This window comes from Gordonia sp. NPDC003585 (assembly GCF_040610755.1).
Classification (GTDB): domain Bacteria; phylum Actinomycetota; class Actinomycetes; order Mycobacteriales; family Mycobacteriaceae; genus Gordonia.
This window is the reverse complement of record NZ_JBEXMX010000004.1, coordinates 86,602-104,490: the sequence shown is the minus strand read 5'-3', so window position 1 is coordinate 104,490 and position 17,889 is coordinate 86,602. Positions and strand designations below refer to the sequence as shown.

Sequence of the window (17,889 nt, the reverse complement as noted above, 5' to 3'; positions counted from 1 at the left end):
CGGCCAGCAGCGCCTTCGAGGGCACACACCCGACGTTCACGCACGTGCCCCCGACCGTCCCGCGCTCCACCATCACCACCCGTTTGCCGAGGTTGACCGCGGCGATGGCGGCGGCGAACGCCGCCGAGCCGGAACCGATGATCGCCAGATCGGCGCGGGAATCTGTCAAGGTCACGAGGGTGCCTCCTGGTCGGGCAACCGCTGAACCGACAACGGCTGCTATTCGTGTTGACGAATATCTACCGGAACCATATTATGCGTTTATCCGAATAGTTCAAGTCTCGTGGAGGCGATCCCATGGCCCGGTCCACCACCGCCACTGTCACCGTGCCCGGTGCCGAGTCGGCGTGTACGCATCTGGATACGACGGCGAAGTTTTTTCGCGCCCTGTCGGATCCGACCCGGCTCAAGCTCCTCGAATTCATCCTCGCCGGGGAGCGCACCTCCGCCGACTGCGTCGAACACGCCGGCATCTCGCAGCCCCGGGTGTCGGTACACCTGTCCTGCCTGGCCGACTGCGGGTATGTCCTCGCGCGCCGCGACGGGAAGAAACTGCGGTACTCCGTGGGTGATCCGCGGGTAGCTGACCTGGTGATGCTGGCGCGGTCGCTGGCGGCCGACAACTCCGCCGCGCTGGGCTGCTGCCCGCGCATCCCCGCCGCGGACGGTAGTGGGCGGCGATGAACACACCCGACAACAAGGCGATGAACACACCCGACAACGACTCGGGCGGGTTCGGTGGTCTGCTCGCAGTGGCCGGTGGCGTGCTGGTGATGGTCGCCTGCTGCGCCGGTCCCGCCCTGATCGCCGGCGGCGTGCTCGCCGGTCTCGGCGGTGTCTTGACCAGCCCGTGGCTGCTTGCCGCAGGCGTGCTGGTCGTGGCCGCCGCCGTCGGCTACACCCTGCGGCGCCGCGCCCGTAAGGCCACGGGGTGTTGTCCGCCCCGACCCGGATCCCCTCGGTCGGCTCCGGCCGACCGCGACCGGACGGAAACCCCGGCATGACCGTCTCGAACTCTGACACCCCGATGAGCGGTCGCGAGACCGCGCTGACACTCCCTCGCCCCCCGCACGAAAGGCCACTGTCCTCGAATGGCCACTCTGCCACGCTTTCGCCGCCCCGCCCTCGCCGCCGCCGCGCTGGCGCTGTCCGCAGCCCTGGCCCTCACCGGGTGCACCTCGACCGACACGACGGCGCAGGATCCGGTGGCGCCGGTGCAGGTCGACACCGTCACCGGCACCTCCATCAGCGTGCCCGGTGACAAGCCGACCGCGTTGTTCTTCTTCTCCGTCGGCTGCGGCGAATGCGTGGGCGGCGCGAAATCGGTGGCGCAGGCGGCCGGACAACTCGGCGACAAGGCGTCGTTCGTGCTGGTCGACATGGATCCGGGTGAATCCGCGCAGACGGTGGCCGGGTTCCAGGACTTCACCGGCACCCAGGCGCTGCCCGCCGTGATCGACACCGGCGCCACCCTCACCACACGACTCTCGGTGGCGTCGCTCTCGACGCTGGTCGTGGTCGATCCGGCGGGCAAGGTCACCTACCGCGCCACCGACCCGTCCGCCGACCAGATCACCACCGCACTGCGCGACGCGGGAGCGGCGTGATGGGCGGACTGCTGGCGCTGGCGTTCACCGCCGGGATGCTCGCCCCGGTCAACCCGTGCGGATTCGCGCTGCTGCCCGCCTGGATCACCCACACCCTCGGCGACACCACCACCGACGCGTTCCCGGTCCGCATGGCGCGCGCCCTGCGCGCCGGGACCGCGCTCACCCTCGGATTCGCGGGCACCCTCGCCGCGGCGGGCCTGGCCGGCAGCGCCGGCGCCCGCGCGCTCATCGCCGCGGCCCCCGCCTCGGCCTGGCCGTCGGCGCGGCGCTGGCGGTGCTCGGGCTGGTCATGCTCACCGGCCGTGGCCTTGGCCTGCGCCTGCCCCGCCGCGCTCAGCGCCCGCCCCGCGCATCGATGACCACCACCGGTATGGTGGCCGCCGGTGCCGGCTATGCGGCCGCGTCGCTGTCGTGCACCTTCGGGGTGCTGCTCGCCGTGATCGCCCAAGCCCAGGCCACCGCCGGATGGGCAGCGCTGCTGGTGGTGTTCGCCGTCTACGCCGCCGGGGCCGCGACGGTCTTGCTGCTGGTCAGCCTCGCCACCGCCGCGGCGGGCACCGCTGCCACCCGCTACCTCGCGGTGCTCGCCCGCCACGGCACCCGCATCACCGCCGTCGTGCTCGTCGCTACCGGCGCCTACCTCGTCTGGTATTGGTGGCCCGCCGCTATCGGCAGTACCGGTGGTGCCGCGATGGGCTCCACCGCCTGGTCCGCCGCGGTGAGCATCTGGATTCAAAACCACACCGGCACGGTCATCATTCTCGCCGTGGCGGCCGTGGCCGCCACGCTTGCCGCCACCGTCGTTGCCCGCAACACCCGGGCCCGACACCGCGACGCCACCCCCGACAACGACTGCTGCGCCCCCGCACCCGCCACAATCGAGGAGAAACACGCGCGCTGACCGCGCCGACCGGTCGACTGCCGTACCCCTTCCAGAGCGATTCGATCGAGGAAAGGCACCGAGCACATGAGCGAACGCTACGACACCCTGGTACTCGGCGGCGGCATGGCCGGCCTGCCGCTCGCGCTGCGCGCGGCCCGGCACGGCCGCGTCGCGTTCGTGGAGAAAGAACTGCTCGGCGGGACCTGCCTCAACCGCGGCTGCATCCCCACCAAGACCATGATCGCCTCCGCCGCCGTGGCGCACCAGGCGCGCCGCGCCGCCGAATTCGGGGTCCGCCTACCCGGACCGGTCACCGTCGATTTGGCCGCCGTGGTCGACCGCAAGAACACCATCGTCGACTCCATCCGCGCGGGCTCCTACCGCACCGTCGAGAAATCAACGGACCTCGACTTCTACCACGCCACAGGACATTTCACCGCACCCCGCACACTCACCGTCGACGGCACCGACCTGACCGCCGACCGGATCTTGCTGGTCACCGGCACCCGCAGCACCATCCCCGCCATCGACGGCCTCGACACCGTCCCCTACTTCACTTCCCGCACCCTGCTGGACCTCACCGACCTGCCCTCACATCTGCTCGTCGTCGGCGGAGGCTACGTCGGCTGCGAGTTCGCCCAAATGTTCCGGCGATTCGGCTCCGAGGTCACCCTCATCCAACGCGCCGACCGGCTGCTGCCCGGCGAGGACCCCGACATCTCCGCCGCCGTCAGAGAGGGCATGACCGCCGACGGCATCACCGTGCTCACCGGCACCACCTGCACCGCGGCCACCGGCACCACCGGGAACATCCGGCTCGGCTGCACCGGCAGCGAAGCCGACGACATCACCGGCAGCCACCTGCTGATCGCGACAGGACGCACCCCCAACAGCGACAATCTCGGCCTCGAGTACCTCGGTCTCGAACCCGACCCACAGGGCTTCCTCACCGTCGACGCCTCCCTGCGCACCGACGCCGAAAATGTTTGGGCGCTCGGCGATCTGCGCGGCGGGCCCATGTTCACCCACACCGCCCGCGACGACGCCGACATCGTCTACCGCACCATATTCCGAAGCCAGGACCGCACCACAACCGGGCGCATCGTGCCTCACGCGGTGTTCACCGACCCCGAAGTCGGCGCCGTCGGGCTCACCGAACCTGCCGCCCGCGCCGCCGGCTACGACGTCGTCGTCGGGCGCCAGGACTTCACCGGCGTCGTGAAAGCCCGCGCCATCGGCAACACCCGCGGCCTGGTCAAATTCGTCGCCGACGCCGCCACCGACCGTATCCTCGGCTGCCACATCGCCGGACCCGACGGCGGGAACCTCGTTCACGAGGCCGTCATCGCCATGACCACCGGCGCCACCTACACCCAACTCGCCCAAGCCATCCACATCCACCCCACCCTCGCCGAAGCGGTCAACACCGCCGCCGGCGGCGTCCACCGCGAAATCGGCGCATAGACACCCCATGAGCATCGCCCGGTACTCGGGTGAGGCCATTTTCCGACTGCCACGGATAACACCCTGTTATCTGTAGCATCATGACATCCGGCCTGCGCCGACTCCGCTCCGGCGGTGCGCGACGCGGACCTGTTATCTGCGGCAAGCCCAGTGAGGGAGGTACCACCGTGCCGTCCGGGATCACCGTCCGCGCCGCCGGCGACAGCTTCCTCGACTCGATCGGCTCCCCGAACACCCGCCGCGCCTACGGCATCGCCGTCGACAAGACCACCGCCACGCTCGGCGAGACCCGGCGGCTGGCCGACGTCGCCGACGATGAGATCGGTGAAACCCTCGAAACCCTGTGGGGCTCCTCAGCAGTCAACACCTGGAACGCCCGCCGCGCCGCGGTCGCGTCGTGGCTGGCGTGGTGCCGCGAGCACGGCCACACCGCCCCGGCGGTCCCGGCCTGGGTGAAACGCTCCACTCCACCGGACTCCACCACCCCGGTGCACTCGCGCACCGCGATCGACCGGCTCATCGCCCGCCGCGACATCGACCTCCGGGAGAAGACGCTGTGGCGGATGCTCTACGAAACCTGCGCCCGCACCGAGGAACTGCTCCAGGTCAACATCGAGGACCTCGATCTGGCCGGGCGGTGTTGCCCGGTGAAGTCCAAGGGCGCCAAGCCCCGCACCCGCCGCCGCGGTGCCACCTACCACGAGTACGCGCACGAGCTCGTGTACTGGGACGCGGGCACCGCCCGGCTCCTGCCACGCCTCACCAAGGGCCGCACCCGCGGACCGCTGTTCGTCACCCACCGCCGACCGGGCCCCGGAAAGGCCGCCGCCGACCGGGACATCTGCCCCGACACCGGGCTGGCCCGGCTGTCCTACGGCCAGGCCCGCGCCGTGCTGGATGCCGCCACCGCGACGAATGGGCCCGGCACCGGTTGGGATCTGCACGAACTTCGGCATTCCGGCCTGACGCATCTCGGCGAGGCCGGTGCCAGCCTGGTGGAGCTGATGGCCAAGTCCCGCCACCGCAAACCCGAGAACCTACGCCGCTACTTCAAACCCTCACCGGCAGCCATGCGCGGCATCACCAGCCTCATCGGCCCCGACCGCAGCCACCGATAGCGGCCACCAACAAGAGCGTCCGTCTACCCGCTGACCAGGCACTACGCGAACTTCGTTGTTTTTTGCGCCATTACTACCGTGACCCCGACATGCACAGAGCCAACAAGAAATCTCATTCCCAAGCGCTCCGCGTCCTGGCCAACCGGCTCATCGGCATCCTGCACGGCTGCCTCAAAACCGGGAAACCCTACGACGAAACCACCGCCTGGGCACACCGCAACGACCAAGCCGCTTGACAACTTGGACCCCTGGGATGTCTTCGAGGCTCCTCGCTTGCGCTCGTCGCACCTCGGCCGGCGGGGTCCACGCTCAGTGGGACAACCCGGAGTCCTTGCTGCCGTAAGCATCTCGCAGCTTGGGTTTGACGACCTTGCCGCCGGCGTTGCGGGGTAGCTCGTCGATGATGACCAGATCCTTCGGATGCTTGAATCGCGCGAGGTTCTCGTTGAGATGGGATTCGAGATCATTCAACGTCAGATCGTCGACGCCATCGGCGAGCACGACGACCGCGACCGGTACCTCGCCCCATTTCTCGTCGGCGCGCCCGATGATCGCGGCCTCGGCGATCGCCGGATGGGCGTAGAGGGCGTTCTCCACCTCCGCGCAGTAGATGTTCTCGCCACCGGAGATGATCATGTCCTTGGCGCGGTCGACCACGTACAAGAAGCCCTCGTCGTCCTGACGGACGAGATCGCCGGAGTGAAACCAGCCTCCGCGGAAGGCGTCGGCGGTGGCCTGCGGATTCTGCCAGTAGCCGACCATGAGATTCGGTCCGCGGTAGACGATCTCGCCGACTTCGCCGGGTGCCACGTCGTTCATCATGGGGTCGACGATGCGGGCCGTCACCGCGGGCACGACCTTGCCGACGGATCCGATCTTGCGCAGCGCATCCTTGCCCTCGAGGATACACGTCACCGGGGACATCTCGGTCTGGCCGAACGCGGTCATGTTGAGTGCCTGCGGGAAGGTGTCGTTCATCGCGTTGAGCACCGTGTCTGATGCGGGCGCCGCACCCCAGCTGATCGTGTGCAGTTTGAGGTCGCGGGGCCGGGCCGCTTGTGCGGCACAGATGGCCTGCCACTGAGCCGGCACCATGAACACCGACGTCGTGCCCTCGCGTTCCATCGTGTCGAGCATGGTGTCGGCGTCGAACGCACCGAGGGGGTGGATCACCGCCCGCACACCTCGATACAGCACCGGCGCGAAGCCGGCGATGCCTGCGATATGGAACAACGGCGGCACGATCGAGGCGACGTCGGCGTCGGAACCGCCCTGCTGTGCAGTCGCGATGGTCGTCACGGCCTGCGCTTGCAGATTCTGATGGGTCAGCATGGCGCCCTTGGGTTTACCGGTGGTACCCGAGGTGTACATGATGAGCGCGACGGTGTCCTCGGGGACGTCGACCTCGGGCAGGTCCGAGGCATCCTCGGCGAGGATGGTCTCGTAGTCCAGGTGTGCCGGATCGTCGCTGCCGTCGACGACGATGACGTTGTCGATGCCGCCGGTCGACGCACTCACCGCGCCGGCGAGCGGCGCGAGCAACCGCTCCGTGAGGATCACCCGGGCACCGCTGTCGGTGACGAGATAGCCGACCTCGGCCGGACTCATCCGGATGTTCACCGGCACCGGGATGGCGCCGATCAGGTTGGCCCCCAACACCGCTTCTACGTACTCGGTCCGATTGAGCAGGGCCATGAGGATACGGTCGCCGAAGCGCACTCCGCGACGGTGCAGCGCGGCCCCGAACGCACGAGACCGGTGTTCGAGATCGCGCCAGGTGGTGGCGTGGTCGAGGTAGGTGATGGCCGTGGCGTCGGGGGTCATGAACGCGTGACGGCGGACCTGGTTGTTCCAATGGTTGCGGCGCGAACGCATCGGTTCGGTCACCAGGTCGCTTGTCGTGTCGACAGTGGCGGTCATTGCCATCTCCCCTTAGTCCCAACTCGCGGGGTGCCGCACCATCGCGGTCCCCGCCTACTGTGTGATCGAGGTACTTGTGTCCTCGATCACACAGTAGGTGGACGGGCTTGGGTTTCGCCGGGGATCGGGCGTGCTCAGGAGATCGAGGCGTGCGCTCCCGAATCCGACCACGCTGTGCTGCTCTGGATCGCGCCGATGATCCTGGGACGCAACTCGGCCGCGCGGATCACCGCGTCGACCGACCCGACCTCCACCGCGCGTTGGATGCTGTGCACCGCGTCGAACTCGGCAGCGACCTCACCGATCTTCTCCGCGCGGACCGTCTGCCGGGTGTCGGCGAGCTCGGCACCGAGCTCTGAGCGGTCGACACCGGTCGCACCCGAAAGCTGGGACTCCAGTTCGCGCACCCGCGGATCTGCCGCCACACGCTTGCCGACCTCACCGGCGAACACGACGGCGGCTGCCGGGGCGCCACCGAGCACCGACGCGAACGAGCCCTCGATCGCCAGCACGGTCATGTTGGGATTGAGCGCCTTGGAGAACACCACGAAGGCACCGCCGTGATAACGCGAGATCACGCAGAACACGATCGGCCCGCGGAAGTTCACGATCGCGCGACCGATCTCCGCGCCGTACTCGAGCTGCAGCTTGCGCAACGACTCCGGCGAACCGTCGAAGCCCGACAGGTTGGCCAGCACCACGAGTGGCCGGTTGCCAGAGGCGACGTTGATCGCGCGTGCCGCCTTCTTGGACGACTGCGGGAACAGAGTACCCGCGGTGTAGGTATCGGGTCCGTCCGTGGGTGTGTAGCCACGACGCTGCACTTCCTTGGACTCGATTCCCAACAGACACACCGGGATTCCGCCCATGTGCACGTCCTGGACGACGGCGGTCTCGGCGTCGGCCATGCCGGCCCAGCGTTCGAGTACCGCGTGGTCCTGGTCGGCCACGGCGCGCATCACGGTCCGGATGTCGAAGGGCTTCTTGCGATCCGGGTTGGTCGAGCTGGCGAAGATGTCGCCGACCTTGGTGAAATCGCTGCCCGCCAACACATGCGGATAGTCGGAGATGTCGCGTTCGGTGGGGTCGCTGGTGAGCGACCGGCGTGGGGTCTGCTCGCCCGGCACGACGAAGGTGTGGTCGTAGTGCGACATCAGGATGTCCCGGGCGGCACCGAGATTCGGTGCCCAGTACTGCGCCTGACCGTTGGGACCCATCACGCGGTCGTAGCCGCCGATGCCGAAGTTGTCCTCGGCCGAGACACCACCGGAGAAGTCCAGCGACTGCTTGCCCGTCAAGACCATCGCCGAATCGGGGGTCATCACGAGGATTCCCTTGGTGTGCATCAGCATCGTGGCCTCGGCGTTCCAGTACGGCTGGGCACCGACGTTGATACCGGCGACCACGATGTTGATCTCGCCACCCGCCTGGGTGAACTCGACCACCCGCTTGAGCGCGCGCGCCACCGAGTCCATGTTCTCGGTACCGGAATCCATCGAGATCCGGGCACCCGACGACAACGCGTACCACTCGAGCGGAACCTGCATCTGCTCGGCGAGGTCGAGAGCCGCGATCACACGGCTGCACTCGGGCTCCGACAGCGCGCCCAGCGACTTGGTCGGGTCGCCGAGGAGCACGACTCGGGTGACGCCTTCCTGGTACTTCTCGGTTGGCGTGGTGATCACGCCGGCCACGATCGCGGCGGTGTTCTTGCCCCGCGGGCGTTCGACGGGCACCAGGCGCTGCTCGGCGTCGAGGTCGTACTCGGCGAAGTCGCCGAGCAACCCGACCAGCTCGTAGGGGTAGATGGCGTTGCGGCGAGCCGCACTGAGCACCTTCTGCCGGTACTCGTCGACCGGCTCGATCGGATCGGACGTCGCCTCCCCGACCGTGACATCGATGCCACCGGTCGGCTTCACGGTGAAACGCACCGACACCTTGTTCAGCGCACGCGTCTCCGGAACCCGTCGTCGGGCGATCAGCTGGACTTCTTCCAGACCGACGCCGGAGGTGATGCCGCGGATGTGCGAGCCGATGGTGTACAGATCCTCGTCGCTGACATCCATCGGCGGCCAGATGTACATCACGATGCGGTTGGTGTTCGCGGTGCGTCGCGCGCCGCGCTGGGCGCGTCGAATCGAGTCGACGCACGACGCGAGCGTCGTCTCCGCGGACGGGATCGTCAACAGACGGCCATCGCTCTCGCGCAGTGCGGTCAGGTCGCGGATCTGTGCGAAGGCGATCAGACGGTCGTCGGACGGGTTGTCCTTGGCCACACAGCGGAACAGGTACACCTCTTCGTCGTCCGCGGACGGCAGGCGGGTGATGTCGAACTTGTGCAGCCGCTCGAGCTGCATCCGCTGCGCGATGTAGGGATGCAGTCCGCGGATGAGTCGTTCTTCGGCCATTCCGGTGGCGGATGGGCGGAAGGTGATGTGGTGGTGCATCCGAGCGTCGCCGCTGCCTGCCACCGTGATCGTCACCCGATGGACCCGGTTGGGTAGCGACGTGGACGCGATGATCTCGTGCAGGGTGCCGGCCATCGCGTCGAAATCGTCGGGCTGTTGCTCCCAGCTGAGGTAGATGTCGGCGTCGACCGGTCCGGTCGCTCGGGCGAGCTCGCCCAGGCCGGCGATGGTGTCACCGAGCTGGTCGAAGTCCACAGCGGCCGAGACGAGGTTGAAACCGTCCCGCTCGGCGATCACGAAGGATGCGCCGCCGAACTGTTCGGTGCGGATCCCCGACAGACCCTTGTTGCCGTAGTAGCGGCGGGTCAGGACCTCGAGCATGACCGAGTTGTCGGCGCTGCCGCGCACGATCCGCTGGCCCAGGATGCGCACCAACGGTTCGGTCGAGCCGACCATCTCGGCGATGCGGTCGGCCCGATCCGGAGTGGTCGGGTTCTCGTCGAGGTAGCGCAGCTGCTTGCGGACGTCGTTGTAGACCCGTGCTCGGCTGCGACGCAGAAGCGGTTGCCCGTACCAGGCGTAGACGACGCCGCGCGCGAGGTCGGCGATCGCCGGGAAACGCACCTGCGAGGCGGCGACGAGCCGGTCGAGGGCACCTCCGATCCGATCGCGCAGTTCGTCGCGCGGTGTGGGCTCCGCCAGCCACTCACGCAGCAGCGCCGACATCACCGCGACCGAGTCGGCCGGGTTCTGCAGGGCGAGGAAGATGCGGAAGACCGCCGCCTCCAACTCAGGGGTCCGGTCCAGTTCGGTGACACCGTAGTGCGCGAGCGCCCGGCCGAGCTGATTGTGGAATGCCTCGGGAAGTCCGTCCCGCTCGACGTCGAGGCTCTGCAGATAGGTGTGGAAGTTCTCCCGGGCGCTGTGCACGTGTTCGATGCCGAGGTCCTGGCCCGACGGACGGTTCTGACTGAGCTCGGCCAGATCGGCGAAGACCGTGATCAGCTCCAACTCGTCGGCCAGGGGGCGTCGGCCACTCTCCAGCGCCGCGTGGCGGACGGTGAGGTAGTCGTCGAGGGGACGATGCGGGTCCTGCGGGTCGACGTCGTAGCCCAGCAGCTGACTCCGCAGATCCTCCTGCGTGCGCGTGGTGCGTTCGTGCGGTTCGACGTCGGTGGGTTCGGCGGGCAGCGCGATGTCGACGGCCTCGTTGACCTCTTCGGCCGGTTCGTCGTCATCGTCGTCGGCCAACGGTTCGAGCCGAAGCAGGGTCGCACCGGTCTCGACCTGGGTGCCGACCGACACCAGACATTCCTTGAGCCGCGATCGCACCGGAGCACGCAGCACGGTTTCCATCTTCATGCTCTCGAGCACGAGGACCGGAGCACCGGCCTCGACCTCGGCGCCGGCTTCGAGCGGGGTGGCGACCACGAGCGCCGGGGCGGGCGATCGGACGACGCCGCCTTCATCGCGGCTCACCCGGTGGGTGACACCGTCGACGTCGATCAGGTGCACGGGACCGTGGGTGTCGGTGACGAGGCGGTAGCGCACGTGGTTCACGACCATTTGTGCCGCATGCTCGTCGAACCGTTCGAGGTCGACGTCGGCCGTGTGTGTTTCGGCACCGGCCTCGATGGCGATCCGGAAGCGGTGCGCGCCGATCCGGGCGACGCGAACGCGGTAGGTGACGCCGCGGAGTTTGAGATCGAGTGGTGCGCCACTGTCGTGCTGAACCTGCGGCCGGCCGCCGGCGGCGGTGGACAGCAACCGCTGCCGCTCGACCGACTCGCCCTCCTCGTAGGCGTCGATGGCCGCGGCGGCCAGCGCGATCGCCGAATGCCGGTGTGCGACGAGTCCGCCTTCGGCGCGGACCCGGTCGATCCAGCCGGTGTCGGCGCTGCCGTCGATGACGGCGGGCTGATTGAGCAACTCCAGCACAAAGCTCTTGTTGGTTGCGCCGCCCTCGATGATGACCCGCGTTTCGGCCATTGCCCGGCGCAGGCGACCGAGTGCCTCGTCGCGGTCTCGGCCGTAGGCGATGATCTTGGCGATCATCGAATCGAAGTCGGCAGGGATGGTGTCGCCCTCGCTGACACCGGTGTCGACCCGGATGCCGGGTCCCGCGGGCAGCTCGAGGCGGGCGATGCGACCGGGTGACGGCGCGAAGTCGCGGTCGGGGTCCTCGGCGTTGAGGCGGGCCTCGATGGCGTGTCCGCGTTCGGTGGGCGGTTGGCCTTCGAGCCGTCCGCCCGAGGCGACGTGCAGCTGCGCCCGCACCAGGTCGATGCCGGTGGTGACCTCTGTGATCGGGTGCTCCACCTGAAGACGGGTGTTCACCTCGAGGAATGCGAACAGCTTCTCGCCCGGGTGATACAAGAACTCCACCGTCGCGGCACCGCGGTAACCGACGGCCACCGCGAGGCGCTCGGCCGACGACTTCAGGTCGGCCACCTGCTCGGGCGCGAGGACCGGCGATGCCGACTCTTCGATGATCTTCTGGTTGCGACGCTGCACCGAGCAGTCACGCACGCCGAGGGCCCACGCGGTGCCCTGACCGTCGGCGATGACCTGAACCTCGACGTGGCGCGCGCCCGTGACCAGGCGTTCCAAGAACACGACTCCGCTGCCGAAGGCTCGTGACGCTTCGTCCCGGGTGCGTTCGTAGGCGTCGACGAGGTCGGCGTCGTTGGTCACCACACGGATGCCGCGTCCGCCGCCTCCGGCGGTCGCCTTGAGCATGAGGGGGTAGCCGATCTCGGCGGCCGCGGCCTTGGCCTCGTCGACGGTGTCGACGGCGCCACGACTCCACGGCGCCACCGGCACGCCGACCTCCTCGGCGATCAGCTTGGCGCCGATCTTGTCACCGAGCTTGCGCATCGCCTCGGGCGATGGTCCGACGAAGGTGACGCCGATCCGTTCACACAGCTCTGCGAAGAGTGGATCCTCGGCGACGAAGCCCCAACCCACCCACGCGGCGTCCGCGCCCGACTCGAGCAGTGCGCGCTCGAGGACCTTGAGATTGAGGTACGGCCGCGACGCGGCGGGACCCAGGTCGTAGGCGAGGTCGGCCTCACGGACAAAGGTTGCCTCGCGGTCGACGTCGGTGTGCAGCGCGACGACCTCGATCGGAATACCGGTCTCCGCGGACAATCCTCGGACGGCATGGATCAGTCGCATGGCGGACTCACCGCGGTTCACGATGGCGATGCGGGTGAACATGGCCGGGTCCCTTCTCTCGTTCGTCAGGTCGGCGAATCACGCGCCGAGGGCGGACCCGGACGATTGTTTCGAAGATTTTTCGTACGCGCGAGTACGGTCCCGGCGACGTGTGTCGGGAGGACACATGTCGCCGGGACCGGTACGGCGAGATTCGACGACTATGCCGCGAGAAGGTCGTCGATCTGGTTGATGGCTCCAGAGGAGCCTTCGAGGACGCCCATGTCGAGGACCTTCTGTAGGTCGTCGGCGGAGGCGTAGGTGCTGACATAGGTTGCGACAGTGCGGCCGTCGTGCTCGGAGAAGGTGTAGTCGCTCGTCGACACCGGCATCGAATCGACCGGATTCAAGTCGCCGTCGGCGAACCCGTCGGTGAATCGGAAGCCACTGGGTTCGTCGACGGAGATGATGTCCATGTATCCGCCGAACTTATCCCCTTCCGGGCTCGTCATGTAATACGTCACACGACCGCCCGGACGGAAGTCATGGTCGACGACGGTCGCCGGGTAGGTGGGCGGTCCCCAGATCTTCTCGAGCTGACGCGGGTCGGCGTAAACCTGCCATATCCGGCTTCGGGGGGCCGCGAATTCGGCGGTGATGGTGATGGTGAGTGTGTCGATGTCGTGGGCGACGCTGGTGACCGGCATGGGTCAGTCCTCCTGAGTGGGGTCGGTGGCGATCAGTTCGTCGATGCGGGCAATCCGGCCGCGCCAGACCTGCTCGAGTTCGGTGAGCATGTCCGAGACCGCACGTACCGCGGACACGTCACCGCTCGCGATCTGCTCGCGACCGCTGCGCCGCTTGTTGAGCAGTCCGGCGCGTTGGAGCACGGCGACGTGTTTCTGCACAGCGGCAAAGCTCATGTCGTACTTGGCCGCCAGTGCCGTGACCGAATGCTCCCCCGCCAGCACGCGCCGCATGATGTCGCGGCGGGTGCGGTCGGAGAGTGCATGGAACAGGGCGTCGGCCCGGTCCTCATCCGCTTCGCTCACCGTTCCAACATACAACCAATTGGTTGTATGTTGTCAAGCCCTCGATCGCAGAAGCCCGGCTATCGTGACTCGTGGGAACGTGCCGCCACCCGTCTCGGCGCGGCGCGGTTACCGGTGGGTAGGACCCAACGTTCGGCACGATTCGACCCACAACGAGATACTGGTAGCGCCGAGACGCTCGGACGCATGCGATCCATGTGGTGAGTGAAGAGAAACCGGAGACAAAGGCGGGTTATGAACGCGAAGCAGCCGACCATCATCTACACCCTGACCGACGAGGCGCCGATGCTGGCGACCTACGCCTTCCTTCCGGTCATCCGCGCATTCGCCGACGCGGCCGACATCAACATCGAGACGAGCGACATCTCGGTGGCCGCCCGCGTGCTGGCCGAGTTCGGTGACTACCTCACCGAAGAACAGCGGGTGCCCGACAATCTGGCCGAATTGGGACGGCTGACCCAGGATCCTGACACCAACATCATCAAGCTGCCGAACATCAGCGCGTCGGTCCCCCAGTTGCTCGCCGCCATCAAGGAGCTGCAGGGCAAGGGATACAAACTCCCCGACTTCCCGGGCAGCCCCAAGACCCCCGAGGAAGAAGAGATTCGGACGCGTTACACCAAGTGTCTGGGCAGTGCGGTCAATCCGGTTCTGCGCGAAGGTAATTCCGATCGTCGGGCCCCCAAGGCGGTCAAGGAGTACGCGCAGAAGCATCCGCACAGCATGGGCAAATGGTCGATGGCGTCGCGCACCCACGTCGCCCACATGCGTCACGGCGACTTCTACCACGGCGAGAAGTCGATGACGGTCGACGGCGACCGTGAGATCAAGATGGAACTGGTCACCGCCGACGGCGAGACGATCGTGCTCAAGCCGAAGGTGTCGCTGACCGACGGCGACGTCATCGACAGCATGTACATGAGCAAGAAGGCGCTCATCGAGTTCTACGAAGAGCAGATGGAAGACGCCTACAAGACCGGCGTGATGTTCTCGCTGCACGTCAAGGCGACGATGATGCGCGTCAGCCATCCGATCGTGTTCGGGCACGCGGTGCGGACCTTCTACAAGGAGGCCTTCGCCAAACACGGTGAGCTCTTTGATGAGCTGGGCGTCAACGTGAACAACGGTCTGTCGGATCTGTACAGCAAGATCGAGTCGCTGCCCGCGTCCAAGCGCGAGGAGATCGTCGACGATCTGCACAAGTGTCACGAGCACCGGCCCGAGTTGGCCATGGTCGACTCGGCGCGCGGCATCACCAATTTCCACTCCCCCAGCGACGTCATCGTCGACGCCTCCATGCCGGCGATGATCCGGGCCGGAGGCAAGATGTACGGCGCAGACGGCCGCACCAAGGACACCAAAGCGGTCAACCCGGAATCGACCTTCTCCCGCATCTATCAGGAGATGGTCAACTTCTGTAAGACCAACGGGGCCTTCGATCCCACGACGATGGGTACGGTGCCCAACGTCGGCCTGATGGCACAGAAGGCCGAGGAATACGGTTCACACGACAAGACATTCGAGGTACCCAAGGCCGGAACCGCAAACATCACCGACCTGAAGACCGGCGAGGTGCTGCTCACCCAGGAGGTCGAGGAGGGCGACATCTGGCGACTGTGCATCGTCAAGGACGCACCCATTCAGGACTGGGTCAAACTGGCCGTAACCCGGACCCGTGAATCCGGCATGCCGGTTGTGTTCTGGCTCGATCCCTACCGTCCGCACGAGAACGAGCTGATCGCCAAGGTGCACAAGTACCTCGAGGATCATGACACCGACGGTCTCGACATCCAGATCATGTCGCAGGTTCGGGCAATCCGGTACACGATGGAGAGGCTGATCCGCGGCCTCGACACGATCTCGGCCACGGGCAACATCCTGCGTGACTACCTGACCGACCTCTTCCCCATTCTCGAGCTCGGTACGAGCGCCAAGATGCTCTCGATCGTGCCGCTGATGGCGGGCGGCGGGCTCTACGAGACCGGCGCAGGCGGTTCGGCACCCAAGCACGTCAAGCAGCTCCTCGAGGAGAACCATCTCCGTTGGGATTCGCTGGGTGAGTTCCTCGCGCTGGCAGTCAGTCTCGAGGATCTCGGGAAGAAGAACGACAACCCGAAGGCCGAGATCCTGGCGAAGACGCTCGACGCGGCCACCGGCAAACTGCTGGAGAACGACAAGGGACCGTCGCGCAAGGTGGGTGAGATCGACAACCGCGGCAGCCAGTTCTACCTCGCCCTGTACTGGGCGCAGGCGCTGGCCGAACAGACCGACGACACCGACCTGCAGAAGCACTTCGCACCGTTCGCCGAGTCACTCGCCGCGAACGAGGACGCCATTCTCGGCGAACTCAACGGCGCACAAGGCGAAGCCGTCGACATCGGCGGGTACTACTACCCCGACGGCGATCTGCTCAAGAAGGTGATGCGCCCGAGCACCACCTTCAACGAGGCGCTGGACGCGGTTCAGTCCTGACCTGAAGAGATCGGTGACCGGAGCGCTGACCCGGGGAGATGCAGTCTGCCGCGGAGGCGCTCCGGACAGTCTGTGTCCTGTTGGAGAGCACACAGTTGAGCCGACTCGGCATCCCGCGTCGAACTGCGAGGTGCCGACCGCGCGAGCGGCCCTCGCCCTTGCGCTTCCAAGTGTAGGATCAGCCCCACGGCCTGAAACAGTCCGGGTCACTTCAGCCCATCCTGCTTCACCGTGCTCGGAGGCGATATGACCAAGAGCAATTCCCTGTATACGACTCGAGATTCGGGAGCCCCGGCCGGTAGCGACGAACATTCGCTCACTGTCGGTGCCGGCGGTCCGATCGTTCTGCACGATCACTACCTCATCGAACAAATGGCCCAGTTCAACCGCGAGCGAATCCCCGAACGTCAGCCGCACGCCAAGGGCAGCGGCGCATTTGGAACATTCGAGACCACCGAGGACGTGTCGGCCTACACGTGTGCGGCGTTGTTCCAGCCAAAGGTCAAGACCGACATGGTGGCTCGCTTCTCGACGGTTGCCGGGGAGCGTGGCAGCCCCGACACCTGGCGCGACCCAAGGGGTTTCGCGCTCAAGTTCTACACCACCGAAGGTGTCTACGACATGGTCGGCAACAACACGCCGGTCTTCTTCATCAAGGACCCGATGAAGTTCCAGCACTTCATCCGTTCACAGAAGCGGCGCGCCGACAACAACTTACGCGACCACGACATGCAGTGGGATTTCTGGACGCTGTCCCCCGAGTCCGCGCATCAGGTCACTTGGCTGATGGGTGACCGCGGAATCCCGAAGACGTGGCGGCACATGAACGGGTACAGCTCACACACGTATCTGTGGGTCAATGCGCAGGGGGTCAAGCATTGGGTGAGATACCAATTCATCACCGATCAGGGCGTTGAATGTTTCACTCAGCACGAAGCAGATCAGATGGCAGCCGCGGACACCGATTTCCACACCCGCGATCTGTTCGAGACCATCGCGGACGGAGGCCGGCCGAGTTGGACGCTGAAGGTTCAGTTGATGCCCTATGACGACGCGGTGGGCTACCGGTTCAACCCGTTCGACCTGACAAAGGTGTGGCCGCACGGCGACTACCCGCTGCACGACGTGGGAACAATGACCTTGCACACCAACCCGACCGACAACCACGCCCAGATCGAACAGGCGGCCTTCGAACCGAACAACGTGGTGCCTGGGATCGGCTTCAGCCCCGATCGGATGCTGCTCGGCCGGGTCTTCTCTTACGCCGACGCCCATCGCGCACGGCTCGGAGTGAACTACAAGCAGATCCCGGTGAACAGTCCGCGCAACGACGTGCACACCTACTCCAAGGATGGCGCCATGCGGATCAACCCGGTGAGCGATCCGGTGTACGCACCGAATTCGAAGGGCGGGCCGGCTGCCGTGTACGCGGGTCAGCCCGAACCGCAGTGGGCAGCCGACGGTCAGATCATCCGCAGTGCCTACGTGGATCATCCCGAGGACGACGACTGGGGCCAGGCCGGCACGATGGTGCGTGAAGTGTTCGACGACGCCGCCCGAGAACGATTCGTGGACAACGTCGTCGGACATCTCTTGAACGGCGTGTCCACACCGGTCCTGGAACGGGCCTTCGACTACTGGAGTCGAGTCGACCCCGACATCGGTGCCCGGATCAAGGCGGGGGTCGCCGACAAGCAGGGCGAACCCGATCCGAAGGTCGATGAGCAGGGCAATCCGGCGCGCACGTCGATGCAGGAGAAGGTGCAGAGTTCGTGACGGCACGCGCAGTTGATCGTCGCCCGCTCG

15 protein-coding genes are annotated in these 17,889 nt (G+C 66.8%); 10 read left to right on the top strand and 5 right to left on the bottom strand.

Annotated features, from left to right (window positions below):
• The coding region (locus tag ABZW74_RS02015; protein WP_355273391.1) for an FAD-dependent oxidoreductase at positions 1-175 on the bottom strand (175 nt) is incomplete at its 3' end.
• Positions 176-297: 122 nt separating this feature from the next.
• Here ABZW74_RS02015 and ABZW74_RS02010 point away from each other — a divergent pair.
• From ABZW74_RS02010 to ABZW74_RS01975, 8 genes are all read left to right on the top strand, one after another.
• A complete protein-coding gene (locus ABZW74_RS02010) occupies positions 298-684 on the top strand; it encodes a metalloregulator ArsR/SmtB family transcription factor (protein ID WP_004018626.1) in 387 nt (128 codons plus the stop codon).
• A complete protein-coding gene (locus ABZW74_RS02005; protein WP_005180211.1) occupies positions 681-1,004 on the top strand; it encodes a hypothetical protein in 324 nt (107 codons plus the stop codon). The genes ABZW74_RS02010 and ABZW74_RS02005 overlap by 4 nt, the downstream gene beginning before the upstream one ends.
• A gap of 87 nt (positions 1,005-1,091) precedes the next feature.
• Entirely contained in the window at positions 1,092-1,607 is a 516-nt protein-coding gene (locus ABZW74_RS02000) for a hypothetical protein (protein ID WP_005180213.1), read from the top strand.
• On the top strand, positions 1,607-1,969 hold the full coding sequence (locus ABZW74_RS01995; RefSeq protein ID WP_355273372.1) for a hypothetical protein: 363 nt from the start codon (positions 1,607-1,609) through the stop codon (positions 1,967-1,969). Before ABZW74_RS02000 ends, ABZW74_RS01995 begins: the two co-directional genes overlap by 1 nt.
• Positions 1,966-2,511 (top strand): cytochrome C biosynthesis protein, encoded by a 546-nt coding sequence (locus ABZW74_RS01990; RefSeq protein WP_235194085.1) that lies wholly within the window; start codon positions 1,966-1,968, stop codon positions 2,509-2,511. Before ABZW74_RS01995 ends, ABZW74_RS01990 begins: the two co-directional genes overlap by 4 nt.
• 66 nt (positions 2,512-2,577) lie before the next feature.
• Positions 2,578-3,957, top strand: a complete 1,380-nt coding sequence (locus ABZW74_RS01985) for a mercuric reductase (protein ID WP_005206419.1) — start codon at positions 2,578-2,580, stop codon at positions 3,955-3,957.
• A gap of 167 nt (positions 3,958-4,124) precedes the next feature.
• Positions 4,125-5,075 carry a site-specific integrase gene (locus ABZW74_RS01980; RefSeq protein ID WP_005195278.1) on the top strand — a complete coding sequence of 317 codons (951 nt, stop codon included), beginning with the start codon at positions 4,125-4,127 and terminating at the stop codon, positions 5,073-5,075.
• Positions 5,076-5,164: 89 nt separating this feature from the next.
• On the top strand, positions 5,165-5,311 hold the full coding sequence (locus ABZW74_RS01975; protein ID WP_355273393.1) for a hypothetical protein: 147 nt from the start codon (positions 5,165-5,167) through the stop codon (positions 5,309-5,311).
• Positions 5,312-5,384: 73 nt separating this feature from the next.
• On the opposite strand, the gene fadD5 is transcribed toward ABZW74_RS01975, so the two are convergent.
• From fadD5 to ABZW74_RS01955, 4 genes are all read right to left on the bottom strand, one after another.
• Positions 5,385-6,995 (bottom strand): fatty-acid--CoA ligase FadD5, encoded by a 1,611-nt coding sequence (gene fadD5 / locus ABZW74_RS01970; protein WP_355273365.1) that lies wholly within the window; start codon positions 6,993-6,995, stop codon positions 5,385-5,387.
• Between the two features lie 134 nt (positions 6,996-7,129).
• Positions 7,130-12,622 carry a carboxyl transferase domain-containing protein gene (locus ABZW74_RS01965; RefSeq protein WP_355273362.1) on the bottom strand — a complete coding sequence of 1,831 codons (5,493 nt, stop codon included), beginning with the start codon at positions 12,620-12,622 and terminating at the stop codon, positions 7,130-7,132.
• Positions 12,623-12,780: 158 nt separating this feature from the next.
• Positions 12,781-13,266 (bottom strand): SRPBCC domain-containing protein, encoded by a 486-nt coding sequence (locus ABZW74_RS01960; RefSeq protein ID WP_240857232.1) that lies wholly within the window; start codon positions 13,264-13,266, stop codon positions 12,781-12,783.
• A 3-nt stretch (positions 13,267-13,269) separates the two neighbouring features.
• Positions 13,270-13,611 (bottom strand): metalloregulator ArsR/SmtB family transcription factor, encoded by a 342-nt coding sequence (locus ABZW74_RS01955; RefSeq protein ID WP_240857233.1) that lies wholly within the window; start codon positions 13,609-13,611, stop codon positions 13,270-13,272.
• 234 nt (positions 13,612-13,845) lie between these two features.
• Between ABZW74_RS01955 and ABZW74_RS01950 the strand changes: the two genes are divergently transcribed.
• Positions 13,846-16,083, top strand: coding sequence for an NADP-dependent isocitrate dehydrogenase (locus tag ABZW74_RS01950; protein ID WP_240857234.1), 2,238 nt, complete (start codon positions 13,846-13,848; stop codon positions 16,081-16,083).
• Positions 16,084-16,329: 246 nt separating this feature from the next.
• Complete coding sequence (locus ABZW74_RS01945) at positions 16,330-17,859, top strand: catalase (protein WP_355273357.1); 1,530 nt, start codon at positions 16,330-16,332, stop codon at positions 17,857-17,859.
• Positions 17,860-17,889: the final 30 nt, after the last annotated feature.

Bases quoted from the DNA above. Each gene is read 5' to 3' on its own strand.
- ABZW74_RS02010 (WP_004018626.1), top strand. From the start codon at position 298: ATGGCCCGGTCCACCACCGCCACTGTCACCGTGCCCGGTGCCGAGTCG.
- ABZW74_RS02005 (WP_005180211.1), top strand. From the start codon at position 681: ATGAACACACCCGACAACAAGGCGATGAACACACCCGACAACGACTCG.
- ABZW74_RS02000 (WP_005180213.1), top strand. From the start codon at position 1,092: ATGGCCACTCTGCCACGCTTTCGCCGCCCCGCCCTCGCCGCCGCCGCG.
- ABZW74_RS01995 (WP_355273372.1), top strand. From the start codon at position 1,607: ATGGGCGGACTGCTGGCGCTGGCGTTCACCGCCGGGATGCTCGCCCCG.
- ABZW74_RS01990 (WP_235194085.1), top strand. From the start codon at position 1,966: ATGACCACCACCGGTATGGTGGCCGCCGGTGCCGGCTATGCGGCCGCG.
- ABZW74_RS01985 (WP_005206419.1), top strand. From the start codon at position 2,578: ATGAGCGAACGCTACGACACCCTGGTACTCGGCGGCGGCATGGCCGGC.
- ABZW74_RS01975 (WP_355273393.1), top strand. From the start codon at position 5,165: ATGCACAGAGCCAACAAGAAATCTCATTCCCAAGCGCTCCGCGTCCTG.
- fadD5 (WP_355273365.1), bottom strand. From the start codon at position 6,995: ATGACCGCCACTGTCGACACGACAAGCGACCTGGTGACCGAACCGATG.
- ABZW74_RS01965 (WP_355273362.1), bottom strand. From the start codon at position 12,622: ATGTTCACCCGCATCGCCATCGTGAACCGCGGTGAGTCCGCCATGCGA.
- ABZW74_RS01960 (WP_240857232.1), bottom strand. From the start codon at position 13,266: ATGCCGGTCACCAGCGTCGCCCACGACATCGACACACTCACCATCACC.
- ABZW74_RS01950 (WP_240857234.1), top strand. From the start codon at position 13,846: ATGAACGCGAAGCAGCCGACCATCATCTACACCCTGACCGACGAGGCG.
- ABZW74_RS01945 (WP_355273357.1), top strand. From the start codon at position 16,330: ATGACCAAGAGCAATTCCCTGTATACGACTCGAGATTCGGGAGCCCCG.